This window comes from Streptomyces sp. NPDC004658 (assembly GCF_040609555.1).
In the GTDB taxonomy this organism is placed as follows: Bacteria; Actinomycetota; Actinomycetes; order Streptomycetales; family Streptomycetaceae; genus Streptomyces.
The window spans coordinates 1-17059 of the sequence record NZ_JBEXKG010000157.1 but is presented as its reverse complement, the minus strand read 5'-3'; the positions used below and the strand labels follow the sequence as shown (position 1 = coordinate 17059).

The following is a 17059-nucleotide window of genomic DNA, read 5'->3' as shown; positions in this document are numbered from 1 at the left end:
CCGCGACCATCCGCCCCGACCGGCGCCCGGCCGCCACCCGCGCCTCGATCAGCACGAGCCGGGCGTGCGTCTCCCACCACGTCCGGCGCTGCGCCGCGAACAGCCGTACGGCGACGGCGGCACGGGCTATGGCGGTGTGCGCGTCCCCCGCCGAACGGGCGGCCCGCGCGGCGGCCAGCAGCAACTCGGCCTTGCGGGTGGACTGCCCGCCGATCCGGTCCAGCAGCGCGATCGCCGCGTCCGCCTCGGCCAGCGCCTCCGGAGCGAGTCCCGCCGCCATCAGCACCTCGCAGCGCCGGATCGACAGGTTGTAGGTGGGGGTGCCCAGCTTGGCGTAGCGCTCCTCGGCCTCGTCCAGCAGCCGCAGCGCCGCCGGGATGTCGCCGGAGCGGAACGCGGCCAGGCCCCGGCTCTCCACCGCGTCCGCCTTGTCGTGCTCCTGGCCGGTGGTGTCCCACAGCCGCTCCGCCGCCGTGAAGTCCGCGGCGGCCCGGTCCACGGCGCCCAGCGCCAGGTGCACGGTCGCCCTGAGCGTCAGCGCCCGCGCGGTCCAGATGTCGTCGGCGACCTGCCGCAGGACGGGAAGGGCCCGCCGTACGTCCTCCAGGGCCTCGCGGTGATGCCCGAGCACCCACCACACATAGGCCCGCCGGTACAGCACCCGGGCGCGGGTGTGCCCGCTGCCCCGGGCGACGCCCCGCTCGAAGGACGCCAGCCCCTGGCGGGTGCGCCCCGCGTGCACCAGTGCGACCCCGAGGGTCGCGAGCACATCGGCCTCCCGGTCGGCCGACTCGGCGCGCGCGGCCAGGTCCCGGGCCCGCCGCAGATGCCTCAGCGCGATCCGCAGATCGCCGAAGTCCCGCTGCCAGATGCCCAGCACCTGGTGGGCGACGCTCGCCTGAACCGGTGACGGGGCGGCGCTCAGGACGTGTTCGGCACGCGCCCGGGCCTCGCCCGGATCGGCGAACACCAGGGGCAGCAGTTCGAGAACCGACTCGCTTCCCGCTGTCACGTCTCGCATGGTAGTGGCCTGTTGTATCAGACGGCGGTCCCGCGGCTCTCACTGTCGGACACCGTCTTGAGGGGGAGGACACCACATGGCACCACACCGATTCCACGAGCAGTTCCACCACATCCAGCGCTCCCTGCCGGACGTCCCCCTCACCATGGGACCGGACGACTCCGCCGGGTACTTCTACGAGAAGGGCGTCCTCCTCGTCCGGGACGGCGAGGAGGCCCTGTTCGTCGAGGACGCCGTGCGCACGCACTTCACCGAGACCCGGGGGCTGGTCCCCGACCACGTGCGACGCGTGGGCCCGCAGGCCGGCCGCACCGGCGTCACCCGCATCCGGGTCGGCGACCCGGCCGAGGGCGAGGACAGCGTGCCGCACGCCCTGCGCGCCGTGCGGGAGGCCGAGGACCGCCAGGGCCGCCGGCTGGCCGGCCGCAACCACGTGGTGCACATCGCGGGCAACGTCAACGCCTGCCCGGGCGACGAGCCGGTGCCCGTCCCGCGGACCGAGACCGCCAACCCCGCACCCGCCGAGGGCAGTTACGACCCGGCCACCGCGGTCGGCGTCCTCGTGATCGACACCGGGCTGGTGCACGACCACCGCTCCTACCCGCTGCTCGCCCACACCACGGGCGACGCCCAGCTGACCGAGACCGGTGCCGACGGCGTGCTCCGCCAGTACGTCGGCCACGGCACGTTCATCGCCGGGCTCCTCGCGGCCGTCGCGCCCAACACCGACATCACCGTGCGCGGCACGCTCAACGACGCCGGTGCCGTCCTGGAGTCGGAGTTCGGCGCCCTGCTCTTCGACGCGGTCGACCGGGGCGGCTGGCCGGACATCATCAGTCTCTCCGCGGGCACGCCCAGCGCGGACACCGACGGCCTGATCGGGCTGGACGCGTTCATGGCGGAACTGCGCGAGCAGCGCACCCTGCTGGTGGCCGCCGCCGGCAACAACGGCAGCGACACCCCGTTCTGGCCCGCCGCCTACGCCGGTCTGCCCGAGTACGCCGACTGCGTGCTGTCGGTCGGTGCCCTGCGCGCGGACGGCGCGTCCGGGGCCTGCTTCACCAACCACGGGCCCTGGGTGCGCGTCCACACCCCCGGCGAACGCCTCACGAGCGCCCTCACCGGCTTCACCGCGCCCGTGCCGTACGTCTACCAGCACTCCACCTACGACGCCTGCCGGTTCGGCGCCGCCGACTACGCCTGCACCTGCCAGTACCCGCGCCACACCGGCGCGCTGAGCGAGGGCCGGGAGAGCACCGGTGCCAAGCCGGACCAGGTGATGTTCGACGGCCTCGCGCAGTGGAGCGGCACGTCCTTCGCCACCCCGGTGGCCGCGGGACTCGTCGCCGCCCGGATGACGGCGTTCCGGGAACGCGACCCGCGCGCGGCCGGCGTCGGGCTGCTGGCGGCGGACGCGGAGCGGGCCGAGGTGCGCGGGGTGCCCGTGGCGGCGCTCCGCCCGCCCACCTGGCGCCCCGTGCCCGTGGCGATCCCGGCGCTGCCCGCATGACGGCCGGAACCCTCCGCTCCACGGCGTACGATGACAGGCCGTACACAAGGGGTGGAGCCGTGGACCGAACAGAGGTCGGCGCGTTGGTCCAGTCCGCCGTCGACGGGGACGCCGCGGCCTGGAAGGCACTGGTGGAAGGCATGAGTCCGCTGGTGTGGTCGGTGGTGCGGGCGCACCGGCTGTCGGACGCCGACGGACACGAGGTCTTCCAGACCACCTGGTTCCGCTTCGCCCAGCACCTGGGCCGCATACGGGAACCCGACAAGGCCGGTGCCTGGCTGGCCAGTACGGCCCGGCACGAGTGCCTGAAGGTGCTCAAGGGCCTGGCCCGGCTGACCCTGACCGACGACCCGCGGGTGCTGGACCGGGCCAGCGAGGACCGGACGCCGGAAGAGACGCTGATCGATTCGGAGGAGGCGGCGGACCGGGCCGAGCGGGTCCGCCGCCTGTGGCAGGAGCTGGACGGACTGGGCGAGCGCTGCCGGCAGTTGCTGCGCGTGCTGATGGCCTCGCCGCCGCCCAGCTACGGGGAGATCTCGGCCGCCCTCGGCATCGCGGTCGGCAGCATCGGCCCGCTCCGCCAGCGCTGTCTGCGCCGGCTGCGGGCCCGGATGGACGCGCGGGGTGCGGTGTGAACGGCGACGACGAGAGGCCCGAGGGGCCGGAGGAGTTCGCGGACGGGCTGCTGGAGGAGGAGCTGCGCCAGGCGGCCGCCGTCCTGGACCCGGTCCCGGCCGAGCTGGTGCAGGCGGCGCTGGACGCGTTCGCCCTGCACGACCTCGACGCCCGGCTCGCCGAGCTGACCTTCGACTCGCTCGTGGACGCGCTGCCCGTCAGGGGGGTCACGGACGCGCCGCGCATGCTCACCTTCCGCGCGGGCGAGGTGACCGTCGACGTGGAGGTCACCGAGGAAGGGCTGATCGGCCAGGTCCTGCCGCCGCAGTCGGCCCGCGTCGAGGTCCTCGGCGGCCCGCAGACCATCCGCGCCCCGCTCACCGCGGACTCCCTCGGCCGGTTCACCAGCGCCATCCCGCCGTCCGGCCCGTTCGCCCTGCGGCTGCGAACCGGCGCGGAGGTGATCGTCACGGAGTGGCTGCGGGCCTGAGGCCACCGGGGGCCGGTGCGGAAGACCGGCCCTTGCGCGGCCTCGCGGCGGGTCAGGGCTGGACGGTGTCGATGAGGGTTGCCAGGGCCGTGGCGAGCCGGTCCAGGCCCGGGCCGGCCGGGCCGCCGGGCTCCGTCATGTAGGTGTCCCGCCGGATCTCCACCATCAGCGCGCCGACCCGGGCGTGAGTGCCGTAGAACTCCAGCGGCACGTACGTCCCGGCGAACGGGCTGTCCAGGCCGGTCTCGCCGCAGCCGGCGAACGCCTTGCGGGCGGCCTCGGTCAGCTCCGGCGGGGTGTGGAAGGCGTCCGTGCCCAGGCACACCGGCGGGCGCGGCCCGCTGCCGTGCAGTTCGTACGGGAGCGGCTCGGCCGGGTACGAGTGCACGTCGATGATCACCGCGCGCCCGGTCGCGGCCAGCCGGCCGGCCACCGCCTCCGTCATGGCCGCGGCGTACGGCCGGAAATAGCGGGCGAGCAGAGGCTCCGGGTCGGTGCCGGCGGGCCGCAGCTCAGCCCGGTGGGTGGTCCGCGTGTACACCGCGCCCATGCCCACGGCGAGCATCTCCTCCCGCTCGTCCGGGAACCGCTCCGGGTCCACCACCAGCCGCGACAGCCGGTTCACGAACCGCCAGGGCCGGAGCCCGGCGAGCGCGGCGGCCCGCTCGGCGATCTCGGCGGTGTGCGCGTCCGTGATGTGGTCCAGCTCCCGCTCCAGCTCGGCGTCGTCCAGCACGATGCCGGCGCGCACGTCCCCCGGTATCGCCCGCGCCGAGTGCGGCACGTGCAGCAGCACCGGCGAGTCGGCGGCACCGGGGAGGAGGTCGAACGAGGGGGTGGTCTGGGACACCGGCTGCTCCTGAGGTGGTGGCGGGGGCGTGCACGATCAAGGTGCCATACGGCACTGACAACGGCCCCGCCCCCGCACGCCTCCGCCCCGCACGCCTCCGCCCCGGCCGGGAAACCCCGGCCGGGGCGGAGGACACGTCACCTCGCAGGCGTTAGCCGAGGGACGCCAGCGCCTCGTTCCAGGTGGCCGACGGGCGCATCACCGCGTCCGCCTTGGCCTTGTCGACCTGGTAGTAGCCGCCGATGTCGGCCGGGGAGCCCTGGACCGCGATCAGCTCCTCGACGATCTTCTGCTCGTTCGCGGCGAGGGTCTCGGCGAGCGGCGCGAACGCCTTCGCGAGGTCGGCGTCGTCGGTCTGCTTGGCCAGCTCCTGCGCCCAGTACAGGGACAGGTAGAAGTGGCTGCCGCGGTTGTCGATGCCGCCGACGCGACGGGTCGGGGACTTGTCCTCGTTGAGGAAGGTCGCCGTGGCGCGGTCGAGGGTGTCGGCGAGGACCTTGGCGCGGGTGTTGCCGGTGGCCGCCGCGTACTGCTCGAAGGACGGCACCAGGGCGAAGAACTCGCCGAGGGAGTCCCAGCGCAGGTAGTTCTCCTTGACCAGCTGCTGGACGTGCTTCGGCGCGGAGCCGCCGGCGCCCGTCTCGAACAGGCCGCCGCCCGCCATCAGCGGGACGACCGACAGCATCTTGGCGCTGGTGCCCAGCTCCAGGATGGGGAAGAGGTCGGTCAGGTAGTCACGCAGCACGTTGCCGGTCACCGAGATGGTGTTCTCGCCGCGGCGGATGCGCTCCACCGACAGCTTGGTGGCCTCGACCGGGGACAGGATGCGGATGTCCAGGCCCTCGGTGTCGTGCTCCGGCAGGTACTGCTTGACCTTGGCGATCAGCTGCGCGTCGTGGGCGCGCGTCTCGTCCAGCCAGAACACGGCCGGGTCGCCGGTGGCGCGGGCGCGGGTGACGGCGAGCTTGACCCAGTCGCGGATCGGGTCGTCCTTGGTCTGGCAGGCGCGGAAGATGTCGCCCTGCGCGACCGGCTGCTCGATCAGGACGTTGCCGGCCTGGTCGGTCAGGCGGACCGTGCCCGCGGCCGGGATCTCGAAGGTCTTGTCGTGGGAGCCGTACTCCTCGGCCTTCTGCGCCATCAGGCCGACGTTCGGGACCGAACCCATGGTCGACGGGTCGTAGGCGCCGTTGGCCCGGCAGTCCTCGATGACGGCCTGGTAGACACCGGCGTAGGAGGAGTCCGGGATGACGGCGAGGGCGTCGTGCTCCTGGCCGTCCGGGCCCCACATGTGGCCGGAGGTGCGGATCATGGCCGGCATGGAGGCGTCGATGATGACGTCCGACGGCACGTGCAGGTTGGTGATGCCCTTGTCCGAGTCGACCATGGCCAGGTCCGGGCCCTCGGCGATCTCGGCGTCGAAGGAGGCCTTGATCTCGGCGCCCTCGGGCAGGTTCTCCAGGCCCTTCAGGATGCCGCCGAGGCCGTCGTTCGGGGTGAGGCCGGCCGCCTTGAGGGTCTCGCCGTACTTCGCGAACGTCTTCGGGAAGAAGGCGCGCACCACGTGGCCGAAGATGATCGGGTCGGAGACCTTCATCATCGTGGCCTTCAGGTGCACGGAGAACAGGACGCCGTCCTGCTTGGCGCGGGCGACCTGCGCGGCGAGGAACTTGTTCAGCTCGGCGACGCGCATGACGGACGCGTCGACGACCTCGCCCGCGAGGACCGGCACGGACTCCTTCAGGACGGTGGTGGTGCCGTCCTCACCGACCAGCTCGATCTTGAGGGTGCCGTCCTCGGAGACGACGACGGACTTCTCGGTGGAGCGGAAGTCGTTCTCCCCCATGGTCGCCACGTTGGTCCGGGACTCGGAGGTCCAGGCGCCCATGCGGTGCGGGTGGGTCTTGGCGTAGTTCTTCACCGAGGCCGGGGCACGGCGGTCGGAGTTGCCCTCGCGCAGCACCGGGTTGACGGCGGAGCCCTTGACCTTGTCGTAGCGGGCGCGGATCTCGCGCTCCTCGTCGGTCTTCGGGTCGTCCGGGTAGTCGGGCAGCGCGTAGCCCTTGCCCTGGAGCTCGGCGATGGCGGCCTTCAGCTGCGGGATGGACGCCGAGATGTTCGGCAGCTTGATGATGTTGGCCGCCGGGGTCTTGGCCAGCTCGCCCAGCTCGGTCAGCGCGTCGGGGATGCGCTGGTCCTCGTTCAGGTACTCCGGGAAGACGGCGATGATGCGCCCGGCCAGCGAGATGTCACGCGTCTCCACGGGCACACCGGCCTGCGAGGCGTACGCCTGGATCACCGGCAGGAACGAATGCGTCGCCAGGGCCGGGGCCTCGTCTGTGTAGGTGTAGATGATGGTCGAGTCAGTCACCGGGTGCTCCGCTCCACGTCTGCAACATTGCTCGACATCAAGATATCTCGTGACCGGGGTCGGTTCGACAGGGGTCCTGGCCGGAAGAACCGCCGCCCGCCATCTCGCGCGCGATCCACCGGCAGATCACCTCCACCACGTACGCGTGTTCCGCGCGGGTCAGGGCGCGCCCCTCGGGGACGCCGTGCCAGCGCTGCAGGCAGCCCCGGCAGCAGGTGGCGGTGGCGTGCTGGGCCACGAACACCGGGTGGCCGCGGTACGGCGTCTGCCGGCCGTCCTTGTACGGCTCGGCCGGCGCCAGCCGCTTCGCGACCAGGTCGTACGCGTGCCACCGCAGGGTCGCCGGCCCCTTCAGGGCGGCGGTCGCCCGGTCCCGCCCGCGCAGGTGGAACCTCGCCCGGAACGGCTGGCGCGCGAGCGCGTCCAGCCGCCGGTCGAGCGCGCGGGGGTCCGGGGCCGGGGTGGTCATGCTCCTTCGAGCATACGTGCCGGTCAGGACTGCGCGGCCGGGCTACTCCGGGGCCTGCGACCCGGACACCGCGCCCTGTCCGCTCCGCTGCTGCGGGATCACCGCCGTGCCCTGCTGGAGGGAGACCGTGCGGGCCGGGGCCGGGATGCGGATGCCCTCCTCGCGGTAGCGGCGGTGCAGGCGCTTGATGAACTCGTGCTTGATCCGGTACTGGTCGCTGAACTCGCCGACGCCGAGGATCACCGTGAACCCGATCCGGGAGTCGCCGAAGGTGTGGAAGCGGATGGCGGGCTCGTGCTCCGGCACGGCGCCCGTGACCTCCGTCATGACCTCCGTGACCACCTCCGCGGTCACCCGCTCGACGTGCTCCAGGTCGGAGTCGTAGCCCACCCCGACCTGCACCAGCACGGTCAGCTCCTGCTCGGGCCGCGTGTAGTTGGTCATGTTGGCCTTGGCGAGCTGGCCGTTGGGGATGACCACGAGGTTGTTGGAGAGCTGGCGGACCGTCGTCTGGCGCCAGTTGATGTCCACGACGTAGCCCTCCTCGCCGCTGCTCAGCCGGATGTAGTCACCCGGCTGGACCGTCTTGGAGGCGAGGATGTGGACGCCCGCGAAGAGGTTGGCGAGCGTGTCCTGGAGCGCCAGGGCGACCGCCAGACCACCGACACCGAGGGCGGTGAGCAGGGGCGCTATGGAGATGCCCAGGGTCTGCAGGACGACCAGGAAGCCGATCGCCAGGACCAGGACGCGGGTGATGTTGACGAAGATCGTCGCCGAGCCCGCGACCCCCGAGCGGGACTGGGTCACCGAGCGGACCAGGCCGGCGATCACCCGGGCCGCGGAGAACGTCACCACGACGATCAGCCAGACCTCGAGCGCCTGGTTCACGTGGTGCTGCACGGCCCGGGTGAGCGGCAGTACGGCCGCTGCCGCCGCCGCGCCGCCCGCGATCGCCGCCCAGGGCACGACCGAGCGCAGCGCGTCCACGATGACGTCGTCGCCGCTCCAGCGGGTCCGCTTGGCGTGCTTGGCGAGCCAGCGCAGCAGGGTGCGCGACATGAAGGCGAGCACCAGGCCCGCCGCCAGGGAGATGCCGGCGAGGACGAGGTCGTCCAGGGTCAGCGCGCGGTTCACCGGTCACCTCCGGGGCGTGCGGCCACTGCGGAGAGCCGTTTGTGAAGTGTCGTCACGTTGTCACCTGCTCGAAGTCCGGGAAGTGCGACCGCGCCGGCCGGAGGAACTCCGGTGGCCGGCGCGCTCGTTCATCCTGCCGTATCCGGAACGCCGGTCCGAACCGGGACCGGCGCTCTTCGGGCAGCCGGCTCAGACGATGCCCTCCGCGAGTTCCGCCTGGTCGCGGTCGCTGCCGTACGCGGCGGTGGTCGGGGTGCCGTACGACCGGCGGGCGACGTACCACCAGACGCTGGCCAGGACGAGGACCACGGCGAGGGCGACGGAGGCGTAGTTCATCGTGTCCACCGTGACCGGCGACGACTGCGGCAGGCAGAACAGGACCGTCACGCACGCCACCCACACGACCGCGATCCAGCCGACCGGCTTGCTCCAGCGGCCCAGTTGCCACGGACCCGGCTGGAAACGGTCGCCCGCGCGCAGCCGCAGGAACACGGGGATGGCGTAGGCCGGGGTGATGCCGATGACGTTGATGGCGGTCACCGCGTTGTACGCCGTCGCCGAGTACAGCGACGGCAGGGCGAGGACACCGGCGACGACGACGGAGAGCCAGACGGCGGCGACCGGCGTCTGGGTGCGCCCGCTGACCTTGCGCCACAGGTGCGAGCCGGGCAGCGCGCCGTCCCGGCTGAACGCGAACACCATCCGGCTGGCCGCGGCGACCTCGGCGTTGCCGCAGAACAGCTGGGCGATGATGACCACGAGGAGCAGGGCGCTGGCGCCGTCGGTGCCGAGGCCGTCCAGCATGATCTGGGCGGGCGGTACGCCGGTGCCGGTGGTGCGCGTGGCGTCGTAGTCCTGGATCGCGAAGGTGAGACCGGCGAGCAGCACGAAACCGGCGAGCCACGACACCCAGATGGCGCGGACGATGCCGCGGGAGGCGGCCACCGAGGCGTGCGAGGTCTCCTCCGACAGGTGGGCGGAGGCGTCGTAGCCGGAGAAGGTGTACTGCGCGAGGAGCAGGCCGATCGCGGCCACGTACAGCGGGTTGTGCCAGCCGGTCTCGTTGACGAACTCGGTGAACACGAACGACGCCGACCGGTGGTGGTCGGGGACGATCACCAGCGCGCCGACGATCAGCGCGACGCCCGCCAGGTGCCACCACACGCTGACCGAGTTGAGCAGGCTGACCAGGCGCACGCCGAACAGGTTCAGCACCGCGTGCAGCAGCAGGATCGCGCAGAAGATCAGCATCGTCCTGCCGGGCGTCGGCTCGAAGCCCCACTGAAGGTTGGCGAACGCCCCGGTGAACAGGGCGGCGCCGTAGTCGATGCCGGCGATGGCGCCGAGCAGGCCGAGCAGGTTCAGCCAGCCGGTGTACCAGCCCCAGCGCCGGCCGCCGAGCCGGTCGGCCATGTAGTACAGGGCGCCGGAGGTCGGGTAGGCGCTGGTGACCTCGGCGAGCGCGAGCCCGACGCACAGCACGAACAGGCCGACGCCCGCCCAGCCCCAGAGCATCACGGCGGGACCGCCCGTGTTCAGGCCGAACCCGTACAGGGTCATGCAGCCGGACAGGATCGAGATCACCGAGAAGCTGATCGCGAAGTTGCCGAAGCCGCCCATGCGGCGGGCCAGCACCGGCCGGTAGCCGAGTTCGCGCAGCCGCTGCTCCTCGTCCCGCTGCGGCAGACCGGGGGAGGGGGCGGGTGAGGGATCGGGGGTGGGGGACACGCGGGGACCTCCTGGATCAACGGTTGTCGGACGGGCACGTGCAACGGGGTCGTTCAGGGGGCGGTGCGGGGGCTCCTCGGGGCGGGAGCGCTGCGCGGGTTCAGGGGCGGGGGCCCTCGGCGGCGGCCCGGCAGCGGTCCCGGGCCTGTACGAAGACGTCCACGGCGCGGTCCCGGTCCGGGGTGCGGTACATCCAGGGCGGTGGGGTGAAGTAGGGGCCGATCGCTTCGAACACCCGCGCGGCGTCGGGGAATTGCAGGGAACCCCACAGGGCGTGGGCCAGATGGTTGAGGTCGGTGAGCGCGCGCTCGGCGGCCTCCGTCCGTTCGAACCAGGAGTGCAGCGCCCGCCGCGCCTCCCGGACCGCCTCCTCCACCACCCAGTGCAGATCCAGCGCCGCGTCGTGCCCGCTGTCCCGGCGGTAGCGCTCGACCCGGACGTACAGCGGCAGCAGGTGCAGCGCGGAGCCGGGCGGGGCCTGGCCGGCGGCCCACTGCGCATACCCGGCGGCCTCCGCGAGCCGGCCCGTACCGCCCCGCGCGTACAGGAACTGGAGCATCCGGTGGTGGGCCTCGCGGTTGAAGGGGTCGCGCTTGCCGGCCTCGGCCAGCAGTCCCCAGGGGCCCGGCGGTAGCATCGGCTCCGGAGCGGCGGCCCGGTGCTCCTCCCAGCGCTGCTCCGGGTCGAGCTGGGCCAGCGCCAGCAGACACACCCAGGGCACCGGGTCCTGCGGGGCGGCCACGGTCGCCGACTGGGCGGCGTCCCAGGCCTCGATCCACAACTCGTGGGTACGCCGGTGTCGTTCCCGCCGGGCCCGCAGCGCACGCTCCACGCCGACGCGGGCGTGCATCACCACCGCGTGCGCGCTGTCCGGCTCCTCGGTGAGCCAGGCCCGCACCACGTCGGTACCGGCCGCGGCCGCCGCCAGCACCTGGGTGCGCTGCGTCCACTGCCACCACTGCGCGGTCTCCGCGAGCAGGGTGCGCATGGCCATCCAGCGGCCGGTGCGCAGGTCCTGGAGCGCGGCGCGCAGCGCGTGGTCGGGGCCGGCGGGGTCGTAGGAGGGGCGGGCTCCGTCTCTGGCCATCAGCCGCCGGCCCCCGGCCACGGGCGCACGGGCGAGGTGGCGGGGTGACGTTGCAACAGCCCTCCCCTGGGCGGTGATGAAGATGTCTCGGGTGGTCGGCGGTCACTATAGAGGCGCGGGTTCCGCCGGACCATTGTTGCCAAGTCAACAATCAACAGGGCGAGTTGGGCGATGAAGGGAAGACCTTGACTGCGGCCCGCGGCGGCGGCAGGCTGGCGCGGTGATCTTCACGGCCGGAGCGGAGGGCGCGGGACGGACGCGGGCGCGAGGCGCTCGGCCCGCTCGCGCGGAGGACGCGCGATGACCGGGCCGGTGCTCGCCGTCGACCAGGGCACGTCCGGCACCAAGGCGCTCGTGGTCTGCCCCGAACGCGGCGTCCTCGGCACCGGATTCGCCGAGGTGCGCCCCCGCCATCTGCCCGGCGGCCTGGTCGAGGTGGACCCGGTGCGGCTGTACGACTCGGTGGTGGAGGCCGGTCGGCGCGCGCTCGCCGAGGCCGGCGAGGACGTCGTCGCGCTCGGCCTCGCCAACCAGGGCGAGACCGTCCTCGCCTGGGACCCCGACACCGGCCGCCCGCTGACCGACGCCCTGGTGTGGCAGGACCGCCGGGCCGAGACCGTCTGCGCCCAACTCGCCGAGCACGCCGACGAGTTGCGGGAACTCACCGGCCTGCCCCTCGATCCGTACTTCGCCGCGCCGAAGATGGCCTGGATCCGCCGCCACCTCACCCGCGACGGCGTCGTCACCACCTCCGACGCCTGGCTGGTCCACCGCCTCACCGGCGCCTTCGCCACCGACGCCGCCACCGCCGGGCGTACCCAGCTGCTCGACCTCGACCGCGCCGAGTGGTCCCCGCGCGCCCTCGGCCTCTACGGCCTGGCCGGCGAACGCCTCCCCGAGGTGACCGACGCCGCGCACCGGGTCGGCACCACCCGCGCGTTCGGCCGCGAGATCCCGCTCACCGGACTGATCGTCGACCAGCAGGCCGCCCTGCTCGCCCAGCGCGTCACCGGGCCAGGCACCGCCAAGTGCACCTACGGCACCGGCGCGTTCCTGCTCGCCCACACCGGCGACCGCCCCCGGCGCGGCGACTCCGGCCTGGTCAGCTGCGTGGCCTGGCGGCTCGCCGGACACACCGGCTACTGCCTGGACGGGCAGGTCTACACCGCCGCCTCCGCCGTCCGCTGGCTCACCGACCTCGGCGTCCTCTCCAGCGCCGCCGACCTCGACCCGGTCGGCGGCACCGTCCCCGACAGCGGCGGTGTCACCTTCGTCCCGGCCCTCGCCGGACTCGCCGCCCCCTGGTGGCGCGGCGACCTGCGCGGCTCCCTCACCGGCCTCGGCCTCGACACCACCGCCGGCCACCTGGTGCGCGCCCTGTGCGAGGGCATCGCCGCCCAGGTCGCCGAACTCGCCGAGGCCGCCGCCGGCGACCTGGGCGCGCCCCTGACCACGCTCCGCGTCGACGGCGGCCTCACCCGCTCCGCGCTCCTCATGCAGACCCAGGCCGACCTGCTGCAACGCCCCGTCGAGGTGTCCGCGCTGCCCGACGCCACCGCGCTCGGCGCCGCCGCCCTCGCCCGCCTCGGCGCGGACCCCGGGCTGAGCGTCGCCGACGTCCTGCCCGACGGGAGACCCGCCGCCGTGTACGAGCCCCGCATCCCGGCCGACCAGGCCGCCGAACGCCGCGCCGGCTTCCGCGCCGCCGTCGCGGCCCTGCTCGACACGTGACCGTCACCGCGGCAGGGCCGCTGCCCACGACGCCGTACGACGTGGTGATCGTCGGCGCGGGTGTCGTCGGCTGCGCCATCGCCCGCGAACTCGCCCGCCGGCCCCGGCTGCGCGTCGCCCTCGTCGAGGCCCAGGACGACGTCGGCCAGGGCACCTCCAAGGCCAACACCGCGATCCTGCACACCGGTTTCGACGCGACGCCCGGCACCCTGGAGGCCCGCCTGGTCCGGGAGGGGTACGCGCGCCTCGGCGCCTACGCCGCCGAGTCCGGCATCCCCGTCGAACGGGTCGGCGCGCTGCTGGTCGCCTGGGACGGGGAACAGCTCGCCGCGCTGCCCCGGCTGGCCGAGAAGGCGGAGCGCAACGCCTGCCACGACACCTCCCTGCTGGGCCCCGACGAGCTGTACGCCCGCGAACCCCGCCTCGGCCCCGGCGCGCTCGGCGCCCTGCACGTCCCCGGCGAGAGCATCGTCTGCCCCTGGACGACGACCCTCGCGTACGCCACCCAGGCGGTCCGCGCCGGCGTCGACCTGCACCTCAACACCGCCGTACGGGACGTGAGCCCGTCGGACGGGCACCTGCTGACCACCAGCCGGGGCCCCCTGCGCGCCCGCCACCTGGTCAACGCGGCCGGACTGCACGCCGACACCCTGGACCGCGCGCTCGGCCACGACGACTTCACCGTCACTCCGCGCCGCGGCCAGCTCCTGGTCTACGACAAGCTCGCCCGCCCCCTCGTCCGGCACATCCTCCTCCCCGTGCCGACCGCCCTCGGCAAGGGCGTCCTGGTCGCCCCCACCGTTCACGGCAACGTCCTGCTCGGCCCCACCGCCGAGGACCTGCGCGACAAACGGGCCACCGGATCCACCGCCGACGGGCTGAGCGCGCTCCGGGACAAGGGCCGCCGCGTCCTGCCCGACCTGCTGGAGGAGGAGGTGACCGCCGTCTACGCCGGACTGCGCGCGGCCACCGGCCACGAGGACTACCGCATCACCGCGCACCCCGGGCAGGCGTACGTCACCGTCGGCGGCATCCGCTCCACCGGCCTGACCGCGTCCCTGGCCATCGCCGCCCACGTCACGGACCTGCTGGCCGACGGCGGCCTCGACCTCGGCCCGGTAAGGGAGCCGGACCCGGTGACCATGCCCAACCTCGGCGAGGCCTTCCCACGCCCCTACCAGCGCCCCGACCTCATCGCCGCCGACCCCGAGTACGGCACCCTCGTCTGCCACTGCGAGCGCGTCTCCCGCGGGGAGATCCGCGACGCCCTCGCCAGTACGGTCCCGCCGCGCAGCCTGGAGGGACTGCGCCGCCGCACCCGCGCCCGGGCCGGCCGCTGCCAGGGGTTCTACTGCGGGGCGGCGGTACGGGAGCTGTTCGAGCGGGGGGCGCGGCCATGACCGCTCCGCGTCACCCCGACCTCATGACGGCCCCGCGTCACGTGGACGTCCTCGTCGTCGGCGCCGGTCCCGCCGGACTCGCCGCCGCCGCACGGCTGGCCGCCGCCGGTGCCGGGCGCGTGGAGGTGCTGGAGCGGGAGACACGACCCGGCGGAGTGCCCCGGCACTGCACGCACGGCGGCTTCGGCACCTGGACGCACCCGCTGACCGGCCCCGCGTACGCCCGTCTGCTCACGGAGGCCGCCGAGCGCGCGGGCGCCACCGTCCGGACCGGCGTCACGGCGCTGGACTGGGCGCCGACGGGCCCCGTCCTCACCGCCGTCGGCCCCGGCGGCCCGGAGACCCTCGCGGCACGCGCCGTCGTCCTGGCCACCGGTGCCCGCGAACGCCCGCGCCCCGCCCGGCTGGTGCCCGGCACCCGCCCCGCCGGCGTGTACACCACCGGCGAACTCCAGCAGGCGGTCCACCTGTTCGGGCAGCACATCGGTACCCGCGCGGTCGTCGTCGGCGCGGCGGACGTCTCCTACGCGGCGGCCGGCACCGTCCGCACGGCCGGCGCCGAGGTCGTCGCCCTCGTCACGGAACACCCGCGCGCCCAGACCGGCCCCGTCCGCGCCGGGACGGCCCGGCTGCGCCACGGCGTTCCGCTGCTGACCGACACCACCGTCACCGAACTCCTCGGCCACGGACGCCTGTCCGGTGTCCGCGTCCGCCACCGGGACGGCCGTACGACCGTCCTGCCCTGTGACACCGTGGTCTTCACCGGCGATTTCGTCCCCGACCACGAACTGGCCCGGCGCGGCGGCCTCACCCTCGACCCCGGCACCCGCGGCCCCGCCGTCGCCGGCTCCCTCCACACCTCGCGCCCCGGCGTCTTCGCCGCCGGCAACGTCCTGCACGCCGTGGAGCCCGCCGGCACCGCGGCCCGCGAGGGCGCCCGCGCGGCCGGCGCGGTGCTGGACTTCCTGGCGGGCACACCCTGGCCGGCTCCGGGCGTACCCGTCACCGTCGAGCCGCCGCTGCGCTGGATCGCCCCGAACCGCGTCGTCCCGGCCACCCCGCCGAGCCGTCACTTCCTGCGCACCGGCACCCCACTGGACCGCCCGGTCCTGTACGTCCACCAGGACGGCCGCCTCCTCCACCGGGAACGACGCGGCACCGCCCTGCCCGACCGCACCCTGACCCTCACCGCCCGCTGGCACACCCGTGTCGACCCCGAGGGCGGGGCGGTACGGGTGAGCACCGGCTGAGGGCGCGCCGGAGCGTCGGTCGGTCCCCGAGTCCCGGGAACGGTTCGTTGCCGTCCGGCACCCGACGTTGCGCGCGGAGCCGCCGGCGGGCCCGTGGTTCACGAGTCCGCGAACGACCCGTGCCGTCCGGCGCCCCGATGCGAATCGGGCGGCGCATCCGGGCTCCCGGACAGTAACGCCCGTGCCCTACCCGGAGTGACGCGGCACCGCCCGGCCCGGCCGCACCCTCCCTCGCCGCCGGCGCCGGAGCAGGGGTCGGTTCACGAGTCCGCGAACGACCCGTGCCGTCCGGCGCCCGACGTGAAGCGGGCGGCGCCCTCCGCGCTCGCGGACAGCACGCCCGTGCCCCGCCGGAGTTCGCCGCGCAGCGCCGTCTCCTCGTCCTGGCCCTCCTGGTCCAGGACCGACGCCCGGTCACTGCGCAGGCAGGCCTGCGGGAAGCGGGCGATCCGCGCCGCCAGCGCCTCCGCCTCGGCGCGCGCGTGCCCGGCGGGGACCAGCCGGTTCACCAGACCCATCCCGTACGCCTCGCGGGCCGGGACCGGGCGGCCCGTGAGGATCATGTCCAGGGCCCGGCCGGTGCCGATCAGCCGGGGCAGCCGTACCGTGCCGCCGTCGATCAGCGGCACACCCCAGCGGCGGCAGAACACCCCGAACACCGCGTCCTCCTCGGCGACCCGCAGATCGCACCACAGGGCGAGTTCCAGGCCGCCCGCGACCGCGTGCCCGGCCACCGCCGCGATCACCGGCTTGGACAGCCGCATCCGGGTCGGCCCCATCGGCCCGTCGCCGTCCTCCGCCACCCGGTTGCCGCGCTCCGTGCCGATCGCCTTCAGGTCCGCGCCCGCGCAGAAGGTGCCGCCCTCGCCCCACAGCACCGCCACCCGGGCGCCGTCGTCCGCCTCGAACGCCCGGAAGGCGGCGGCCAGTTCGGCGGCCGTCGGACCGTCCACCGCGTTGCGGGCCTCCGGCCGGGACAGGACGACCGTGGTGACGTACTCCTCGCGTTCCGTGCGGACCGGCACGATGGTGCTCCTTCTCCGGGGGCGGCTCGAAGGGCCACTGTGCCTCAGATGACCTTCAGCCGCACCAGCGCGCCCAGCGTCAGCGCCCCCGGCACCAGCGGCAGCCACACGGTGATGATCCGGTAGGCCAGCACCACCGCCGTGGCCACCGCCGCCGGGCCGCCCACCGCGACCAGGGCCACGACCAGCGCCGCCTCCACGGACCCCAGCCCGCCGGGCGTGGGCACCAGGGCCACCGCGACCGTCGCGGCGAGGTAGGCCAGCACCATGTGCGCGGGCGGGACCGGAACGGCAGCCCGGGTCCACGACCTGCGGGAGATCGTCAACGCGATCCTCTATGTCAACCGCACCGGCATCCCACGCCCTCGGTCTGCTGCT

14 protein-coding genes and 1 pseudogene are annotated in these 17059 nt (G+C 74.3%); 6 read left to right on the top strand and 9 right to left on the bottom strand.

The window, feature by feature from the left end; all coding sequences use genetic code 11:
* A partial coding sequence (locus ABZV94_RS33925) for a tetratricopeptide repeat protein (protein WP_356347362.1) occupies window positions 1–1021 on the bottom strand: 1021 nt, incomplete at its 3' end.
* 76 nt (window positions 1022–1097) lie between these two features.
* Here ABZV94_RS33925 and ABZV94_RS33920 point away from each other — a divergent pair.
* Genes ABZV94_RS33920 through ABZV94_RS33910 form a run of 3 tightly spaced genes read left to right on the top strand, consistent with a single transcriptional unit; the run spans window position 1098 to window position 3636 of the window.
* A complete protein-coding gene (locus ABZV94_RS33920) occupies window positions 1098–2531 on the top strand; it encodes a S8/S53 family peptidase (RefSeq protein WP_356347359.1) in 1434 nt (477 codons plus the stop codon).
* Window positions 2528–3166, top strand: coding sequence for a sigma-70 family RNA polymerase sigma factor (locus tag ABZV94_RS33915; protein WP_207928545.1), 639 nt, complete (start codon window positions 2528–2530; stop codon window positions 3164–3166). Before ABZV94_RS33920 ends, ABZV94_RS33915 begins: the two co-directional genes overlap by 4 nt.
* On the top strand, window positions 3163–3636 hold the full coding sequence (locus tag ABZV94_RS33910; RefSeq protein ID WP_356347357.1) for a hypothetical protein: 474 nt from the start codon (window positions 3163–3165) through the stop codon (window positions 3634–3636). Before ABZV94_RS33915 ends, ABZV94_RS33910 begins: the two co-directional genes overlap by 4 nt.
* 52 nt (window positions 3637–3688) lie before the next feature.
* Here ABZV94_RS33910 and ABZV94_RS33905 read toward each other — a convergent pair whose 3' ends face one another.
* The 6 genes from ABZV94_RS33905 to ABZV94_RS33880 all read right to left on the bottom strand — a co-directional run bounded on the left by ABZV94_RS33905 (window position 3689) and on the right by ABZV94_RS33880 (window position 11275).
* Entirely contained in the window at window positions 3689–4486 is a 798-nt protein-coding gene (locus tag ABZV94_RS33905) for an N-formylglutamate amidohydrolase (protein ID WP_356347355.1), read from the bottom strand.
* A gap of 151 nt (window positions 4487–4637) precedes the next feature.
* Window positions 4638–6857: an NADP-dependent isocitrate dehydrogenase gene (locus ABZV94_RS33900; RefSeq protein WP_356347353.1), complete on the bottom strand. Its 2220-nt coding sequence runs from the start codon at window positions 6855–6857 to the stop codon at window positions 4638–4640.
* Between the two features lie 37 nt (window positions 6858–6894).
* A complete protein-coding gene (locus tag ABZV94_RS33895; protein WP_356347350.1) occupies window positions 6895–7326 on the bottom strand; it encodes a DUF4186 domain-containing protein in 432 nt (143 codons plus the stop codon).
* A 42-nt stretch (window positions 7327–7368) separates the two neighbouring features.
* The gene (locus ABZV94_RS33890; RefSeq protein WP_356347348.1) at window positions 7369–8460 is read right to left on the bottom strand and encodes a mechanosensitive ion channel family protein; all 1092 of its coding nucleotides are present in this window, start codon (window positions 8458–8460) and stop codon (window positions 7369–7371) included.
* Window positions 8461–8649: 189 nt separating this feature from the next.
* The gene (locus ABZV94_RS33885) at window positions 8650–10188 is read right to left on the bottom strand and encodes an amino acid permease (protein WP_356347345.1); all 1539 of its coding nucleotides are present in this window, start codon (window positions 10186–10188) and stop codon (window positions 8650–8652) included.
* A 100-nt stretch (window positions 10189–10288) separates the two neighbouring features.
* Window positions 10289–11275, bottom strand: coding sequence for a hypothetical protein (locus ABZV94_RS33880; protein ID WP_356347343.1), 987 nt, complete (start codon window positions 11273–11275; stop codon window positions 10289–10291).
* Window positions 11276–11575: 300 nt separating this feature from the next.
* Here ABZV94_RS33880 and ABZV94_RS33875 point away from each other — a divergent pair, with 300 nt between their 5' ends.
* From ABZV94_RS33875 to ABZV94_RS33865, 3 genes are read left to right on the top strand one after another with little or no spacing between them, the layout of a single operon-like run.
* Complete coding sequence (locus tag ABZV94_RS33875; protein WP_356347340.1) at window positions 11576–13006, top strand: FGGY family carbohydrate kinase; 1431 nt, start codon at window positions 11576–11578, stop codon at window positions 13004–13006.
* Complete coding sequence (locus tag ABZV94_RS33870) at window positions 13003–14406, top strand: FAD-dependent oxidoreductase (protein WP_356347338.1); 1404 nt, start codon at window positions 13003–13005, stop codon at window positions 14404–14406. The genes ABZV94_RS33875 and ABZV94_RS33870 overlap by 4 nt, the downstream gene beginning before the upstream one ends.
* 23 nt (window positions 14407–14429) lie before the next feature.
* Window positions 14430–15656: an FAD-dependent oxidoreductase gene (locus ABZV94_RS33865; protein WP_356347364.1), complete on the top strand. Its 1227-nt coding sequence runs from the start codon at window positions 14430–14432 to the stop codon at window positions 15654–15656.
* A 260-nt stretch (window positions 15657–15916) separates the two neighbouring features.
* Here the strand turns inward: ABZV94_RS33865 and ABZV94_RS33860 are convergent, their stop codons facing one another.
* Both ABZV94_RS33860 and ABZV94_RS33855 read right to left on the bottom strand, forming a co-directional pair.
* Window positions 15917–16681, bottom strand: a complete 765-nt coding sequence (locus tag ABZV94_RS33860) for a crotonase/enoyl-CoA hydratase family protein (RefSeq protein ID WP_356347335.1) — start codon at window positions 16679–16681, stop codon at window positions 15917–15919.
* 44 nt (window positions 16682–16725) lie between these two features.
* Window positions 16726–16968 (bottom strand): annotated as a pseudogene (locus ABZV94_RS33855) (lysylphosphatidylglycerol synthase domain-containing protein); the annotation flags it as partial.
* Window positions 16969–17059 lie beyond the last annotated feature (91 nt).